Annotated in this window: 14 protein-coding genes; 1 reads left to right on the top strand and 13 read right to left on the bottom strand. The window is 32.5% G+C overall.

Annotation, left to right across the window (positions count from 1 at the left end; translation table 11 throughout):
• The 13 genes from BM053_RS09620 to recR form a co-directional block, all read right to left on the bottom strand.
• Complete coding sequence (locus tag BM053_RS09620) at positions 1-1,206, bottom strand: glycosyltransferase (RefSeq protein ID WP_091476868.1); 1,206 nt, start codon at positions 1,204-1,206, stop codon at positions 1-3.
• Between the two features lie 6 nt (positions 1,207-1,212).
• A complete protein-coding gene (gene wecB, locus BM053_RS09615) occupies positions 1,213-2,352 on the bottom strand; it encodes a non-hydrolyzing UDP-N-acetylglucosamine 2-epimerase (RefSeq protein ID WP_091476867.1) in 1,140 nt (379 codons plus the stop codon).
• 14 nt (positions 2,353-2,366) lie between these two features.
• A complete protein-coding gene (locus BM053_RS09610; protein WP_091476866.1) occupies positions 2,367-3,485 on the bottom strand; it encodes a polysaccharide biosynthesis C-terminal domain-containing protein in 1,119 nt (372 codons plus the stop codon).
• 9 nt (positions 3,486-3,494) lie between these two features.
• A complete protein-coding gene (locus BM053_RS09605) occupies positions 3,495-3,911 on the bottom strand; it encodes a cupin domain-containing protein (protein ID WP_091476865.1) in 417 nt (138 codons plus the stop codon).
• A 7-nt stretch (positions 3,912-3,918) separates the two neighbouring features.
• Positions 3,919-4,950, bottom strand: coding sequence for a polysaccharide biosynthesis protein (locus BM053_RS09600; protein WP_091476864.1), 1,032 nt, complete (start codon positions 4,948-4,950; stop codon positions 3,919-3,921).
• Between the two features lie 18 nt (positions 4,951-4,968).
• A complete protein-coding gene (gene rfbA, locus BM053_RS09595; protein ID WP_091476863.1) occupies positions 4,969-5,841 on the bottom strand; it encodes a glucose-1-phosphate thymidylyltransferase RfbA in 873 nt (290 codons plus the stop codon).
• A 93-nt stretch (positions 5,842-5,934) separates the two neighbouring features.
• On the bottom strand, positions 5,935-6,981 hold the full coding sequence (gene rfbB / locus BM053_RS09590; protein WP_091476862.1) for a dTDP-glucose 4,6-dehydratase: 1,047 nt from the start codon (positions 6,979-6,981) through the stop codon (positions 5,935-5,937).
• A gap of 4 nt (positions 6,982-6,985) precedes the next feature.
• A complete protein-coding gene (locus tag BM053_RS09585) occupies positions 6,986-8,362 on the bottom strand; it encodes a UDP-glucose 6-dehydrogenase (protein WP_091476861.1) in 1,377 nt (458 codons plus the stop codon).
• Positions 8,363-8,393: 31 nt separating this feature from the next.
• Positions 8,394-9,665 (bottom strand): nucleotide sugar dehydrogenase, encoded by a 1,272-nt coding sequence (locus BM053_RS09580; protein ID WP_091476859.1) that lies wholly within the window; start codon positions 9,663-9,665, stop codon positions 8,394-8,396.
• Positions 9,666-9,687: 22 nt separating this feature from the next.
• Positions 9,688-10,668 (bottom strand): SDR family oxidoreductase, encoded by a 981-nt coding sequence (locus BM053_RS09575; protein ID WP_091476858.1) that lies wholly within the window; start codon positions 10,666-10,668, stop codon positions 9,688-9,690.
• A 2-nt stretch (positions 10,669-10,670) separates the two neighbouring features.
• Entirely contained in the window at positions 10,671-13,115 is a 2,445-nt protein-coding gene (locus BM053_RS09570; RefSeq protein WP_091476856.1) for a polysaccharide biosynthesis tyrosine autokinase, read from the bottom strand.
• Positions 13,116-13,124: 9 nt separating this feature from the next.
• Complete coding sequence (locus tag BM053_RS09565) at positions 13,125-13,916, bottom strand: polysaccharide biosynthesis/export family protein (protein ID WP_091476855.1); 792 nt, start codon at positions 13,914-13,916, stop codon at positions 13,125-13,127.
• Between the two features lie 74 nt (positions 13,917-13,990).
• Entirely contained in the window at positions 13,991-14,611 is a 621-nt protein-coding gene (gene recR, locus BM053_RS09560; RefSeq protein WP_091476854.1) for a recombination mediator RecR, read from the bottom strand.
• 145 nt (positions 14,612-14,756) lie between these two features.
• Here recR and BM053_RS09555 point away from each other — a divergent pair, with 145 nt between their 5' ends.
• Complete coding sequence (locus tag BM053_RS09555; protein WP_091476852.1) at positions 14,757-16,253, top strand: sodium:solute symporter; 1,497 nt, start codon at positions 14,757-14,759, stop codon at positions 16,251-16,253.
• The last annotated feature ends 36 nt before the right edge of the window (positions 16,254-16,289 follow it).

The following is a 16,289-nucleotide window of genomic DNA, read 5'->3' as shown; positions in this document are numbered from 1 at the left end:
TTAAATCAAACTTTTATAAACATCAATAGTTGTATTGATATTTGAATATATATTAAAATTTTCAACTACAAAATTTCGGCAATTTGCTGAATAAAATGTTTTTGAATTTTTCTTAATTGTGTTTATCGCACTTGCTATTTGATTTACATTACGTTTTTCAACGACATAACCACAGCCTTCTCCTATTATTTCTGGGCAAGCAGTAGAATCATACACAATAGCTGGAGTACCACAACTCAACGCTTCTGCAATTACTTTTCCGAAAGTATCTTCAGTGGACAAATGTACATAAACATCTGAAAAACTATACAATTGCGCTAGCTTAATTTTACTATTTATATAATTAATATGAAAAACATTTTCAGGTAATTTTGACTTGTTTTCAACATAACCAGCAACAATTAATTGTACATCGTTTGAAACAAGTTTCGACAATGCTAATAAATCTTTCCATTTTACATCATTCTCGTTCCAATGGGCACTCACTAAAAGTACTGTAAATTTATTTGTATTTAAACCATATCCTTTTATGACATCTTTTGAATCAGTAGATTTAAAAATTTCGGTATCTACCCAATTGTAAATGGTTTTGATAGTCCGTTCTTTAAAAAATGAATGTCTCACCTGCCCTTCTAACCATTCTGAAACCGTAATGACGCTCAGATTTTCAATACTTGTAAACCACTGTTTTTTATCGAAAAACATTGATTTTGACCTGTCTAAAAATAAACTTGGTGGGTATTTTTCAGTTTGCGGACAATGGTCACAAAAAGATTGCCACTTGTAACAAGCAACATCAGTATAATGGGCACATTTACCCGTAAAAGCCCAACAATCATGAAATGTCCACACAACAGGCTTGTTGTATTTTATTAGATAGGCAAATAAAAGTGGTAAGTTTAAATAATTACCATGTAAATTATGCAAGTGAATAACATCTGGACGAATTGAATCTATATAATTTAAGAGTTTTTTGGTTCCATTTGTAGTAAAATAACCTTGCTTCCCAAAAATTCTTGACCCTAAATTATGCAAGTGATTTTCAAGCTTAGTTCCAATTTTAAAGCCTTTTTTGTAATTAGTAGTCGCTTGACCATAAGCTATGAAACATTCATGCCCCTCCCTTTCAAGCACAAACGCAATGTCTTCACAAATTGTTCCAGTGCTTCCATATCCAGAAACAGAATTAATCATTAAAACTTTCATGTACTACTAAATATATTGTTTCCAGACATTCTGTTTAATATAGTCTGTATAACTTAAAAGTATGCGAACCATTTTCTCTGAAACATTTGGCATAGAATAATCGGCTACATAACGAAGATTTCGTTCGCTTCCTATTTTTTGATATTGAAGTTGTGTAAGTCCCTGCATAATTCTATCCACAGAAAGACCAACCATCATTACTGATGCTTCTTCCATAGCTTCAGGTCTTTCATGTGCTTCTCTAATATTTAAAGCTCTAAAATTTAAAATAGAAGACTCTTCTGAAATGGTTCCACTATCAGACAACACAGCAAAAGAATTCATTTGCAATGCATTATAATCATTAAACCCCATTGGCTTAAGAAATTGAATATGCGAATTCATTTCAATTTTTTCCTTTTCAATTCTATTTCTTGTGCGAGGATGTGTACTTACAATAATTGGATAATTGAATTTCTCAGCAATGGAATTTAAGCTTTTCATTAAATTGAAAAAATTCCTATCTGAACTAATATTTTCTTCTCGGTGTGCCGAAACCACAAAATATTTTTCTTTTTGTAGCCCTAAATCTTGAAGTATAGTTGATGATTTTATTGATGGTAAATAGTGTGTTAAAACCTCAAACATAGGCGAGCCTGTTTTTATTATTCTATCGGCAGGCAGGCCTTCTCTCAATAAATACTCTCTTGCTATATCACTGTATGTTAAATTGATATCAGCTGTATGATCTACAATTTTCCTATTGGTTTCTTCTGGAACTCTTTGATCAAAACAACGATTTCCAGCTTCCATATGAAATACTGGTATTTGTCTTTTTTTAGCTGGAATAGCGCATAAACAGCTATTAGTATCTCCTAAAACTAAAAAAGCATCTGGATTTTCAGAAATTAATAATGGATCAATTTTTATTAAAATTTGTCCAATTGTTTCCATGGCGCTATCACCAGCAGCGTTTAAAAAAAAGTCAGGTTTTCTAATTTGTAAGTCATCGAAAAATATTTGATTAAGTTCATAATCATAATTTTGACCCGTATGCACAATAATATGTTCAATTGCTTCCGAAGCATCTAAAGCAGCCATAACTCTTGAGAGTCTTATAATTTCGGGACGTGTCCCAACTACTGTCATTACTTTTAACTTTTTCATCATCATAAAATCAATTAAACATTTTCGAAATAAGTATCTGGATCGTTAGGATTGTAAGTTTCATTAATCCAAAAGTTGGTGTATAAAACCTCATCACCTACATTTTTTATATTATGGGTATACCAAATTGGCATATCAACATAGGCTGGACTATCACCGTCTAGATAGAAGTCTAAAACTTCTTGGGTTCCTATTTTTCGTAATTGTATCAAGGCTTTACCTTTTATGACTGAAAACCTTTCTATTTTTCTAGTATGAAAATGATTACCTCTTGTAATTTCTGGAAAAGTGGTCGAGAAAGAGACTTGACCTCCTATGCCTAATCTAATAATTTCAACAAAACTTCCCCTGTCATCTGTATGTTGTGTGTATTTTACTGGAAAATGTTTTTCTATATTCATATAACATCTGAATGTATTGAATAAATTTAATTCGAAAGTATTATTTATAACTGGAATTTCTCCACTATCCTGATATTTTGATTTATAGTTTTCCAACAAAGATAAAATTTCAGAAACTTTAGCTTCGGCAGTATGATTTAATAATACGAGTGGCTCTTGTTTTTTTTCTCTTATCTTAGTAATGATGGCTGAAACTAGCTCATCTACATAAATTAGTTTTAAATCACCATCTACTTGAATTTTAGGAACTTCATTATTAGTTAATTGATGCGAAAAAGTAGCTACAACTGAATTATAAAACGGCAACCCGAATGGTCCAAAAACATTAGGAATTACTAATCCTGTAAAAACAGCTCCTGAATTAAGCGCCCAGTTTGAAAGTAATTCTCGCCCTTCTTTTTTTGATTTTCCGTACAAATTGTCTTTTTCTTCTTGTGAAGAAGAAGACATAATAACATGTACTTTACTTTTAGTTCTTTCTAATGAATGAATAAGCTGATGAACTAAATTAATATTAGTATCATAAATCACTTGCGGATCAGCATGTCTATTCATCGCTGCTAAATGAACAATAACATCACATTGAGATACAAATTGATCTAAAAGCACATTGTTATTAAAGAAATTTTTATGAAAAATTACTCGTTCAAATTCTTTTTGATTCAGACCTAATGTATTAAACAAATGAGTTCCTACAAAACCTTGTTGTCCAGTTATTCCTACTCTTAACATATTTCTTTTTTAACTTTTAAAATAATCCGCTTCGAAACGATATTCATCGTGAATTTCTCCCAATAAATAATCTGACATAACGAGCAATTTTGACTCTTTTTCTAAAGATTGAATGCTACTAACATAACCAGAAGGAACATGAAGTACATCTAATTTTTCAGCCTTTAAATTGAATTCTGTTACTTCTAAATCTGTTGAAACTGATTCCCAATTATCGATTTTAATTAATTTGATTTTAAAAGCACCATTAGTGGCAGTAAACCAGCGTTGTTCTATTTTATGTCCTTGCCAAGCTCTTATAAAATCTACACTTTTATTTTCAATAATGTAAATTCTCCTAATTGCCGACAAATCAAAATTATTGTTATAAAACAAATTGCCTCTTTGATCTGTATGTAAATTGCCTTTTATTATTTTAGGAATCATATTACTTTTATCCTGGATATTGCATCACATCTTCACCAAAAACTTCTTTTCTAATAAGTGGTAAGCTGATTAATAATCGTTTCATTCCTTCAACATCTTGCTGTGATGTATTATGCGAATTATAATCATCTACTTCAGACAAGTCTTGTTCTCCTTCAGAGTAATATTGCGCATAATTTAAATCCCTGTTATCTGCAGGAATGCGATAAAAATCGCCCATATCTTCCGCTTTCACCATTTCTTCTCTAGTACATAGAGTTTCATAGAGTTTTTCACCGTGCCTAGTTCCTATAATTTTTATTTCACAATCTGATTTACAAATATCCTTTAATGCTTGAGCCAAATCTCCTATAGTTCCTGCAGGCGCTTTATTAACGAATAAATCCCCTGAATTCCCATGTTGGAAAGCGAATAGCACTAATTCTACTGCCTCTTCTAATGACATTAAAAAACGAGTCATTTTAGGGTCAGTAATAGTAATAATTTCATTGTTTTTAATTTGATTAAGAAACAATGGAATAACAGAACCTCTGGAAGCCATTACATTTCCGTAACGTGTCAGACAAACGGTGGTTTCGGTAACATTTCTAGAAGCTGCAATAGCTACTTTTTCCATTAATGCTTTAGATATTCCCATAGCATTAATAGGGTAAGCTGCTTTATCGGTACTTAAACAAATTACTTTTTTTACTTTACTAGCAATTGCTGCATCAATAACATTTTGCGTACCAAAAACATTAGTTTTTGTAGCTTCAATAGGGAAAAACTCACAAGAAGGCACTTGCTTTAAGGCTGCAGCGTGAAATACATAATCTACACCACGCATTGCAGTTTCAATACTTTTATAATCTCTAACGTCTCCAATATAAAACTTTAACTTATCGTTTTTCAATTGATTGCGCATATCATCTTGTTTCTTCTCATCTCGAGAAAAAATTCTAATTTCTTTAAAATGATCTGTATGAAGAAATCGTTGTAAAACTGCATTTCCAAATGAACCTGTTCCGCCAGTGATTAAAAGGATTTTATCTTTAAACATGTTTTGTTCTTCTTTTTATTATTTAGCTATTTTTCTCAAATAATCTGCATAGCTACTTTTTCCTAAATTGGTCGCTGTTTCTGCAAATTGTTCTTTGTTTATAAACCCTTTTCTATAAGCGACTTCTTCGATACAGGCTATTTTAAGCCCTGTACGTTTTTCTACTGCTTTGACAAATTCGGTGGCTTCGGTTAGTGACTCATGCGTTCCTGTATCTAGCCAAGCGAATCCACGACCCATCAATTGTAAATTTAGTTTTTTATCTTCAAGATACTCTTGATTTACGGTTGTAATTTCTAACTCACCGCGATGTGATGGTTTTACATTTTTAGCAATATTTACTACCGAATTTGGATAAAAATACAAACCAATAACCGCAAAATTAGATTTCGGATTTTCTGGTTTTTCTTCGATACTCAAAACTTTTCCGTCTTCAGAAAACTCGGCTACACCATAACGCTCTGGATCATCTACATAATAACCAAAGACAGTAGCTTCTTTCTTCTCAGTTACAATATTTACAGCATTATTTAGTAAGGTTTGCAATCCTGCTCCGTAAAAAATATTATCGCCAAGAACCAAACAAACATCGTCATTTCCAATAAAATCTTCTCCTAATATAAATGCTTGTGCTAATCCGTCTGGTGAAGGTTGCTCTACATAAGAAAGCGTCAATCCGATCTGGCTTCCATCTCCAAACAAACGTTTGAAATTAGGCAAATCTTGTGGTGTCGAAATAATTAAAATTTCTTTTATTCCTGCTAACATTAATACCGATAGCGGATAGTAAATCATTGGTTTATCGTAAATAGGTAACAATTGTTTTGATACCACTTGCGTCAAAGGGTGCAATCTTGTTCCAGAACCTCCTGCTAATATTATTCCTTTCATTTTTAGTTTTTTAGATTTCTTAGATTTTTAGACTTCTTAGATTTTTGGGTTCCATGCTTAAATGGTCTAAAAACCTAAGAAGTCTAAGCTAGTCTAATTATATTGTTTCTTATAGTAGTTGGCGTACTCTCCCGAAGTCACATTGTTTAACCAATCGGTATTACTTAAATACCAATCGATGGTTTGTTCTAATCCTTCTTCAAAAGTTACGGTTGGTTTCCAACCCAATTCGGTATTGATTTTGGAAGCATCAATTGCATAACGTAAATCGTGACCCGGACGGTCTTTTACGTAAGTGATTAATTTTGATGATTCGCCTTCTGAACGACCTAATTTTTCGTCCATTACTTTGCAAAGTAACTTCACTAAATCGATATTTTTCCATTCGTTGAAACCGCCAATATTATAGGTTTCGTGATTTTTTCCTTCGTGAAAAACCAAGTCAATCGCAATGGCATGATCTTTAACGAACAACCAATCACGAGTGTAATTTCCGTCGCCATATACAGGCAATGGTTTGTTATTGATGATATTATTAATGAACAATGGGATTAACTTTTCAGGAAAATGAAAAGGTCCATAATTATTAGAACAATTGGTTAAAACATAAGGCAAACCATACGTTTCACCGTAAGCTCTCACAAAGTGATCCGAACTCGCTTTTGATGCTGAATACGGTGAATTCGGGTCATAAGAAGTTGTTTCGGTAAACAAACCTTCTGCTCCAAGTGAACCATAAACCTCATCGGTTGAAATATGATAAAAGCGTTTGCCTTCCATATTATCTTTCCAAAGTTTTCGAGCTGCATTTAACAAATTCATCGTACCTATCACATTTGTTTTTACAAACGACAACGGATCTTCGATAGAACGGTCTACGTGAGATTCGGCAGCAAGATGCAAAACACCTTCAAAATTATATTTGGCAAACAATTCATTTATAAAACTTTCGTCGACAATATCTCCTTTTACGAAAGTATAATTTGATTCGTTTTCGATATCTTTTATATTCTCTAAATTCCCTGCATATGTCAAAGCATCTAAATTATAAATATGATAATTTGGATAATTTTGCACAAATCTTCTAACAACGTGCGAACCTATAAATCCTGCTCCTCCTGTAATTAATATGTTTTTCATTTTTTTATAAATTTGAACTTCCTACTGCAATATAAGTAAATCCTATTTTTGTCATTTGTTTTTTGTCTAAAAGATTTCTTCCATCGAAAATAAATGCAGGTTTTAGCATATTATTGTATATTTTTTGCCAATCATAAGTATTAAATTCGTCCCATTCGGTCAAGACTGCAATGGCATGGGAATTATGACAAGCTTCGTATGGATCTTGATTTACCTGTATTAATTTAAGTTGATTTTCGTCTAAACTGATTAAATCCTCTTTTATTTGCTTTTCAGAAACTTTAGGGTCATAAACAGCAATTTTTGCTTGTTCTGCAATGAGATTCTGAGCAATATTTATAGCCGCAGATTCCCTTGTATCATTGGTATCTTTCTTGAAAGCCCAACCCAAAAGCGTTATTTTTTTTCCCGAAATGGTATTATATAAAGTTTGCACAATATTTCTAGAAAAACGATTTTTCTGATGGTCATTCATAATTACTACTTGCTCCCAGTAATCGGCAACTTCATGTAAACCATACGATTTTGCAATATAAACTAGATTTAAAATATCTTTTTGAAAACAAGAACCGCCAAAACCCACTGAGGCTTTCAGAAATTTAGACCCAATTCGGACATCCATACCAATGGCTTTTGATACTTCTGAAACATCGGCACCTGTTTTTTCGCACAATTCAGAAATAGCATTTATCGAGGAAACTCTTTGTGCTAAAAAAGCATTGGCTGTTAGTTTAGACAATTCTGATGACCAAACATTTGTAGTTAATATTTTTTCCGCAGGAACCCAATTTGCATAAATATCGACTAAAGATTTGATTGCATCTTTATCTTCACCTCCAATAAGTACTCGGTCAGGATTGTGCAAATCTTGTACCGCAGTTCCTTCTGCTAGAAATTCTGGGTTGGATAATATTTGAAATTGAACCCCATTTCCTGTATGATCTAATATGTTTTTGATAGCTTCAGCAGTACGAACTGGCAAAGTCGATTTTTCGACAACGATTTTATCTTGTTTAGAAACACGGGCAATTTGACGGGCACACAATTCGATATATTTCAAATCGGCAGCCATTCCTTTTCCTGCTCCGTAATTTTTAGTGGGCGTATTTACCGAAATAAATATCATTTGGGCTTCATCTATAGCTTTGTCAACATCTGTCGAAAAAAATAAGTTTCTACCACGAGCTTCGGCAACCACGGCATCTAATCCTGGTTCGTAAACTGGTAAATTTTCTAAATTAGCATCATTCCAATCGGCAATTCTCGACTCATTTAAATCGACAACTGTAACTTTTATATGGGGACATTTTTGTGCAATCACAGCCATAGTAGGACCTCCTACATAACCTGCTCCGATACAACAAATAGAATTTATTTTCATGTAATGAAATTATTATAAAAATTTTACAAAATTAAAGTTTTCCATCGACATGATTGCCTAAAATCCCTTTAACATCATATAATATTGAATTTTCTTTTTGTAAAGATTTAAAATCTAAAGACAAGAACTCGTTGTGTGCAACACCTAAAATTATAGCATCAAATTTAGTTGATGGTAATTCTCTTGTTGTTTTCAAACTATACTCATGAGAAACTTCCGCTGGATTTACCCAAGGATCATATATGGTAACGTTTATTCCGTATTCTTTTAATGAGGAAATGACATCTACAATTTTTGTATTTCTGACATCAGGGCAATTTTCTTTGAAAGCAATTCCTAACATTAACAATTCGGCATTATTGATAGTAATTTCCTTTTTACTCATAAGCTTTACCACTTGCGAAGCCACGTATTCTCCCATACTATCATTAAGTCGTCTTCCCGCTAAAATAATTTCTGGATGGTAACCCATTTCTTGTGCTTTTTGAGCCAAATAATACGGATCGACACCTATGCAATGCCCTCCGACTAATCCTGGTTTGAATGGTAAAAAATTCCATTTAGTACCAGCCGCTTCTAAAACATCTTGGGTATCTATTCCTAAAACATTAAATATTTTTGCCAATTCGTTTACAAAAGCAATGTTGATATCGCGTTGTGAATTTTCAATCACTTTAGCCGCTTCAGCAACTCTAATGGTTGGAGCCAAATGTGTTCCTGCCGTAATTACCGATTTATATAATTCGTTTACTTTTATTCCAATTTCTGGTGTTGAACCTGAGGTTACTTTTAGGATTTTTTCGACTGTATGTTCTTTATCACCTGGATTGATGCGTTCTGGAGAATATCCTGCAAAGAAATCGATATTAAATTTTAATCCACTTACTTTTTCTAAAACAGGTACACATTCTTCTTCGGTAACACCAGGGTAAACAGTAGATTCGTAGACAACAATATCTCCTTTTTTTAATACTTTACCAACAGTTTCACTCGATTTATACAATGGTGTTAAGTCTGGTTTGTTGTTTTTATCGACTGGTGTAGGAACGGTAACAATATAATAATTACAATCTTTTATATCTTCAATATTAGTAGAACAAAGCAGACCATTTTTGTTGGTGTTTCCAGTTTTTAAAACAGATTTCAATAAGTCTTCACTAATTTCTAAAGTATTATCTAAACCAGAATTAAGTTCAGAAACTCTTTTAATATTGATATCAAAACCTATCACATCATATTTTGTAGCAAATAATCTTGCTAATGGCAAACCAACATATCCTAATCCTATTACCGCTATTTTCATGCTACTTAATCTAACTATTATTTTATTTTAAATTCCCCCAATACCATTTTACAGATTCTTTAAGTCCGTCTTTCATAGAGAATTTTGGGTTGTAATCTAACAGCCTCTTCGCTTTATCGATACTTGCCAACGAATGCGGAATATCGCCTGCACGATTTGGTCCGTAAATTATTTTTACATCGGCAATTTTCGAATCAAATTGTGCTAATTCAAATTGTAGTTTTTTTATTAAATCGTTTAATGTTGTTCTATCTCCAAAAGCAGTATTAAAAACGGTATTTATAGCTTCTGGATTTTGAGTAAACATGGCCAATTCATTCATTTGAATCACATTATCGATGTAGGTAAAATCGCGAGAATAATTTCCGTCTCCGTTTATCACAGGACTTTCATAATTCATAAATTGCTGAACAAATTTCGGAATTACTGCCGCATAAGCTCCTTTTGGATCTTGTTTTCTTCCAAAAACATTAAAATATCTTAAACCAATGGTTTCAATTCCGTATGTTTTACTAAAAATATCGGCATACAATTCGTTTACATATTTTGTAATGGCGTAAGGCGAAAGTGGTTTACCAATAATATCTTCTACTTTTGGCAAAGATTCAGAATCTCCGTAAGTTGATGAACTTGCCGCATATATAAATCTCTTTACATTCGCTTCTTTGGATGCTGATAACATATTCAGAAACCCGGAAACATTAACATCATTAGTCGTAATTGGATCTGAAATAGATCTTGGGACTGAACCCAATGCTGCTTGATGCAATACATAATCTACCCCAACCAATGCTTTCTGACAATCGGAATAATTGCGGATATCGCCTTCTATTAATGTGAAATTTTCATTATGCAACAAATTCTCAATATTATAACGATGTCCCGTCGAAAAATTATCTAGACAAACGACATTATGCCCTTTGTCTAAAAAATATTCGCACGAGTTAGAGCCTATAAACCCAGCTCCACCTGTTATAAGTATTTTAAATTTTGATGATTGCATCGTTATTTTTTGAATGTTTTTTTTACAAAATCCATAATCGGATTAACTGGTTTCTCTACTTCGTGATAACCATCTGCATAAGTTCCGTAACCGTAACCATAACCGTATTCATAACCGTATTTTGCTTTATTTTCGAAACCATTAAAAACAATACTAATATTACTTAGCTCACCTCGTTTGTGCTTATTATTAACCAAAGTTAGCATGTCTTTTTTAGTCACGTTTTGTCTCACAATATATAATGTAGCGTCACAATAAGGTGTTAGCTCTAAAGCGTCGGAAACCAAACCTACTGGTGGTGTATCTAGAATTATATAATCGTATTTTTTCTTCAATTCATCTAGCATTTCTTTCATACTTTCTCCCATAATTAACTCTGCTGGATTTGGCGGAACTGGTCCTGATGAAATAAAATCTAAAAAAGGAATTGATGTTTTTTGCGTAATTTCTTCGAGTGTTTTTTGTCCTATTAAGTAATTTACAGCACCAATCGTATTTTCTACATGAAAATCTTTAAAAATCTTAGGTTTTCTTAAATCGAGCCCAACGATTACTGTTTTCTTTTCGCTTAATGCAAAAACTGTTGCAATATTTATAGAACAAAAAGTTTTCCCTTCTCCACTTATAGAAGAAGTAAGCATTAATGTTTTTGCTCCTGCTTGTTGTTTTTTGTACAAAAATTGTAATGATGATCTTACGGCTCTAAAACTCTCGGCAAGTCCTGATTTGGGTTTTTCGAATACTGCTAAATTACTTTTGGTATTCTTTTTACCTACTACTCCTAAAACTGGAATTTTGGTTAATTTCGTTATTTCTTCTGTGTTTTTAATTGTATTATCAATTATAGTAACTCCAAATACCATCATTAAAGGGATTAGTAACCCTAAAAATAAAGCCAAAACATAATTTACATTTGTTTTTGGACCTAATAAGCCACCACCAGTATCTTTTGCAGGATCTATAACTTGTATGTCTGATAAATTTGCGGCTCTTACAATATCTGCTTCACTTCGTTTCTCAAGAAATGAGTTGTAAACGCTTTTATTTAAATCATATTTTCTATTAATTTTCACCAATTCTTGTTGTTGTCCTGGTAATTTTTTAATAGTATTTTCGGCCAATCCTAATTTCTTATTAACAACAGCCAAATCATATTGAATTGAAGCTTTTGCAGACGAAATGTTTTCGAGCAAGACTCTTTTTAAAGCGTCCATTTGAATGTCGAAATCTTTAAATTTTTTGTCGTTTTTTACAGCATAAGACATTTCTGCACGTTCTGCCGATAGCGATGTTAATTTTGACACATTTGAAATGATATTCGGATCATCTATTCCGGCAACAGACGGAGCTGGAAGCTTAGAATAATCGACACTATTTACTAAATAAGATTTTAGTGAGTTATAGTATGCAATTTTTCTGTTTATTAAATCTTTTTCAACATCTAGACTTGTTATCTGGTCGGTAAATTTTTCCCCGCCTAACTCTACTTCAAAAATATTTTTATCTCTGCTAAAATCTTTCAACTCGTTTTCGGTATCTTTTAACTGACCTTCCATGGCAACAAGTGTGCTGTCTATAAATCGAATTGTGTTGGTCGCAAACTGATTTTTAGCTTCCAATTGTCTGTTCATTAAAACGGAAATTGTTCCGTTCAAATAATCGACCATTCGGGCTTTATTTGTTCCTTGTAAATCGAGATCTATGATTGCACCACCTTTGGCATCGGTTTTGATTTCTAAATTTTTATAGGTTTCAACCACACCATTAAAATCGGCAAATCTAACCATATGACTAGAACCTTCGTAATAACCTGGATTGTCTGTTAGTTCTAACTTCCAATGCAAAAACGGCAACGAAACTTGCTCTCCAATTTTGTAACGTTTTTTGAATTCTCCTATCTGAACATTTGTATTACTTGACTTCTCTGTTGTATAATTCATCAAAGAAACACTTGGTTCTTCAAAATTTATAGATATTTCGTATTCGTTTGGGCTAATAAATTTTATATTGATTAGTTGGCCAGCAAGTTGCGGAAGGTTTTTATTGATATTTACATAAAAAGGAACTTCGCCATAAGCGTCTTGTATATTATATTTTCCTTGACGTAAATATTCTATGTAATAATTTAATTCTTTTACAACCCTTTCGTTATGAGAACGAGATTTTATAGTTGTCGTGAGGGTTTGCACCTGATCTGATGTTCCTCCCCAATTGAAAACCAAACTTGTATTTGCCGTAAAAAAAGGATTATTTTCTTCCTTGTAAGCAATGGTTGTAGAAATTCCGTATATTTTTTCTTTTCTTACATTTACTTGATATGCAATTGTAAAAGCTATTATTAAACTCACAAGAAACCAGTTCCAATGACCTAATATTTTTGTAAAAAAGGCTTTGAAATCGAAATTATTTTGTGCTTCAAAAAATGAAAAATCTTTAGTATCGAGCATTTGTGTAATTTATTTTTTTAGCAATAAAAAAGTAGTCATCAACAAGGTAAATGCAGTAAAAATAGCCGTAAACGACTGCAATCCATTAACACCAGTTCCCCAAGATTTTTGTTTGAGTGGCTTAATATATATAAAATCATTGGGTTGTACATAATAATATGGCGATTTTAGCGCTTCACTACTTGTTAGATCTATAGTATGCATTTCGGTTCCGTGAGGATATTGCCTAACTACCATAACATCTTTTCGGTTTCCTACCATTGTAATATCTCCTGAATTTGCAATCGCCTCAAGAATAGTAACCTTATCTTGAAAAAGAACTTTTGTTCCTGGGCTAGAAATTTCTCCATTTACAGTATAACGCATACCTGCAAGTTTTACCGTCACAAAAATATCCGCTTCTTTGTTAAAATATTCTTCCAATAATTGTTTCTCGACTTTTAGTCTAATTTCGTCTAATGTTAGCCCAAGCACATTTACTTCGCCTAAAACTGGCACACGAATATCGCCATGATCGTTTACAGAAAAACCATCAAAATAAAGCCCATCGGAAGAGTTTGTTTGCGTTCCTGCCGAAGTAGCTGGATTAAACATTTCTACCAGTTTCTGGTCTAATGCTTTTATTCTAACACTTAAAACATCGTTTACTTGTGCTCGGTAAGGTTTCAAAACTACTGGCGTTACAGCCGATTCTTGGCTTGAATTGTTTTTATTTTGAAGATATAGCAAATCTTTATTTGGTATACAAGAAGCAAACAAAAAAAGGACTACAAATGCGCAAAAACTATATATTTTATTCATTTTTAATGACAATTTTGGAAACAAATATAGTTTTTCATTTGGTAAAATAAAACCCTATATACTTTTTAATTCAATTAATTATTTTTAAAGGAATTTTCGAACGGAATTCTGTTCAAAATACTTCGTCCAAGTGTTACTTCATCGGCATATTCTAGTTCATCTCCCACTGAAATTCCTCTAGCAATTGATGATGTAATTATCTCACAATCTTTTATTTGTTTGTAGATATAAAAATTCGTTGTATCGCCTTCCATTGTTGAGCTTAATGCAAAAATAATTTCGAAAACATCTCCAGATTTTACTTTTTCTACCAATGATGTGATATTCAACTGGCTGGGACCAACACCATCAATAGGGGAAATTTTTCCACCCAAAACATGATAAATTCCACGAAATTGCCCTGTATTTTCAATCGCCATTACATCGCGAACATCTTCTACCACACAAACAATTTTATGATTTCGGTTATGATTTGAGCAAATTTCACAAATAGCTACATCGGAAATATTATGACAGCTTTTACAAAACCTAATTTCCTCACGCATAGTAAGCAACGATTGTGCCAAAAAACCAGTTTGCTCTTTGGGTTGTTTTAGCAAATGCAAAACCAATCGCAATGCCGTTCGTTTGCCTATTCCTGGCAACTGAGCCATTTCGTTTACCGCTTTTTCTAACAATTTTGATGAAAATTCCATGAGACAAAAGTAGTGTTTTTTGTTTATTTGTCGATTCGGTTATTTGTTTAACAAAAGACAAAACTATTACTATTTCCAAATAACCGAATAACCGAATCGACAAATAAACATTTTTTCGTATTTTGCGACAAATAAATTTTACTCAATGACACCATTTGCAATCTTATCACTTATTGTAATTTACTTCGGAATCTTATTTATAATCTCGCATGTTGTGAGCAAAAAAAACAGCGACAATGAAGCTTTTTTCAAAGCCAACAAAAACTCTAAATGGTATCTTGTCGCCTTCGGAATGATAGGAACAGCATTGTCTGGAGTAACTTTTATTTCCGTTCCGGGCGAAGTAGGAAATCCCGATTTGCAATTCAAATATTTCCAATTTGTATTAGGAAATGCGATTGGATTTATTATCATCGCAAAAGTATTGCTTCCTTTGTATTACCGAATGAATCTGACATCTATTTACGGATACATTGAACAACGATTGGGTGTAATTAGCTATAAAACTGCTGCGACCATTTTCTTGATTAGTCGCACGATTGGTTCGGCATTTAGATTGTATTTAGTGGTGATTGTTTTGCAACGTTATGTTTTCGATTATTATGGCGTTCCGTTTACATTTACAGTATTAATGTCGCTTTTATTGATTTTTGCTTACACTTACCGTGGCGGATTGAAAACGATAATTATTACTGATACTTTGCAAACATTCTTCTTAGTCTCATCAGTTTTTTTGACGATATTTTTTATTTGTAAAAGTTTAGATTTGAGTATCATTCAATCCTTTGAAGCTGTAAAAAACAGCAATTACTCTAAAGTTTTCTTTTTTGAAGATTATTTGAAAGGCAACTATTTTTGGAAACAAATTTTAGGCGGAATATTTGTAACTATTGCCATGGTTGGTTTAGATCAGGATTTAATGCAAAAGAATTTGAGTTGCAAAAACATTGGAGAAGCACAAAAAAACATGTTCACTTTTACAGGAATTTTTGTGATTATTAATATATTTTTCTTAAGTGTTGGAGCGTTGCTTTATATGTTTGCCGAGAAAAACGGAATTTCAGTTCCTATGGTTGATGGTGTTGCCAGAACCGACTTTTTGTTTCCTGAAATTGCGTTAAAATCTTTGGGATTAATTCCTGCAATTGTATTTTTATTAGGATTAACAGCTGCAACTTTCGCTACAACCGATTCTGCTTTAACAGCTTTAACAACTTCTTTTTGCGTCGATTTTTTAGGCATGGATAAGACCGAAAATTTAAATAAACCTAATATTGTAAGAACTCGTCATATTGTTCATCTAGGATTTTCGGGATTAATGTTTTTAGTGATTGTGATTTTCAATTCGTTTAACGATGCTTCAGTGGTGAAAATGATTTTCAAAATTGCATCTTACACTTACGGTCCACTTTTAGGATTGTATTGTTTCGGATTGTTTGTAAAATCGAAAACAGTACATGACAAATTGGTTCCTTTTATTTGTTTGATTTCTCCAGCGATTTGTTTTTTGATTTCTACTTATTCTAAGGAACTTTTTGGCAATTATGTGATTGATAATGAATTAATCATCATTAATGGATTAATTACTTTTGTTGGATTGTTTCTGATAAGCAAACCCGCAACGGAACAAACGAGGTTTTAAATTAAACTCAAATTAGCAAATTTGTTTCTCTTTATT

This window comes from Flavobacterium swingsii (assembly GCF_900111965.1).
GTDB classification, from domain to species: Bacteria; Bacteroidota; Bacteroidia; order Flavobacteriales; family Flavobacteriaceae; genus Flavobacterium; species Flavobacterium swingsii.
Note: the sequence above shows the minus strand (reverse complement) of the source record. Positions and strands in the feature narration are given on the sequence as shown.

What these genes read in the sequence shown, in the direction of transcription:
- BM053_RS09565 (WP_091476855.1), bottom strand. Translation starts at nt 13,916, where the DNA reads ATGAATAAAATATATAGTTTTTGCGCATTTGTAGTCCTTTTTTTGTTT.
- rfbB (WP_091476862.1), bottom strand. Translation starts at nt 6,981, where the DNA reads ATGAAAAACATATTAATTACAGGAGGAGCAGGATTTATAGGTTCGCAC.
- BM053_RS09575 (WP_091476858.1), bottom strand. Translation starts at nt 10,668, where the DNA reads ATGCAATCATCAAAATTTAAAATACTTATAACAGGTGGAGCTGGGTTT.
- BM053_RS09600 (WP_091476864.1), bottom strand. Translation starts at nt 4,950, where the DNA reads ATGTTTAAAGATAAAATCCTTTTAATCACTGGCGGAACAGGTTCATTT.
- BM053_RS09605 (WP_091476865.1), bottom strand. Translation starts at nt 3,911, where the DNA reads ATGATTCCTAAAATAATAAAAGGCAATTTACATACAGATCAAAGAGGC.
- BM053_RS09580 (WP_091476859.1), bottom strand. Translation starts at nt 9,665, where the DNA reads ATGAAAATAGCGGTAATAGGATTAGGATATGTTGGTTTGCCATTAGCA.
- recR (WP_091476854.1), bottom strand. Translation starts at nt 14,611, where the DNA reads ATGGAATTTTCATCAAAATTGTTAGAAAAAGCGGTAAACGAAATGGCT.
- BM053_RS09585 (WP_091476861.1), bottom strand. Translation starts at nt 8,362, where the DNA reads ATGAAAATAAATTCTATTTGTTGTATCGGAGCAGGTTATGTAGGAGGT.
- BM053_RS09620 (WP_091476868.1), bottom strand. Translation starts at nt 1,206, where the DNA reads ATGAAAGTTTTAATGATTAATTCTGTTTCTGGATATGGAAGCACTGGA.
- rfbA (WP_091476863.1), bottom strand. Translation starts at nt 5,841, where the DNA reads ATGAAAGGAATAATATTAGCAGGAGGTTCTGGAACAAGATTGCACCCT.
- BM053_RS09555 (WP_091476852.1), top strand. Translation starts at nt 14,757, where the DNA reads ATGACACCATTTGCAATCTTATCACTTATTGTAATTTACTTCGGAATC.
- wecB (WP_091476867.1), bottom strand. Translation starts at nt 2,352, where the DNA reads ATGAAAAAGTTAAAAGTAATGACAGTAGTTGGGACACGTCCCGAAATT.
- BM053_RS09570 (WP_091476856.1), bottom strand. Translation starts at nt 13,115, where the DNA reads ATGCTCGATACTAAAGATTTTTCATTTTTTGAAGCACAAAATAATTTC.
- BM053_RS09610 (WP_091476866.1), bottom strand. Translation starts at nt 3,485, where the DNA reads ATGTTAAGAGTAGGAATAACTGGACAACAAGGTTTTGTAGGAACTCAT.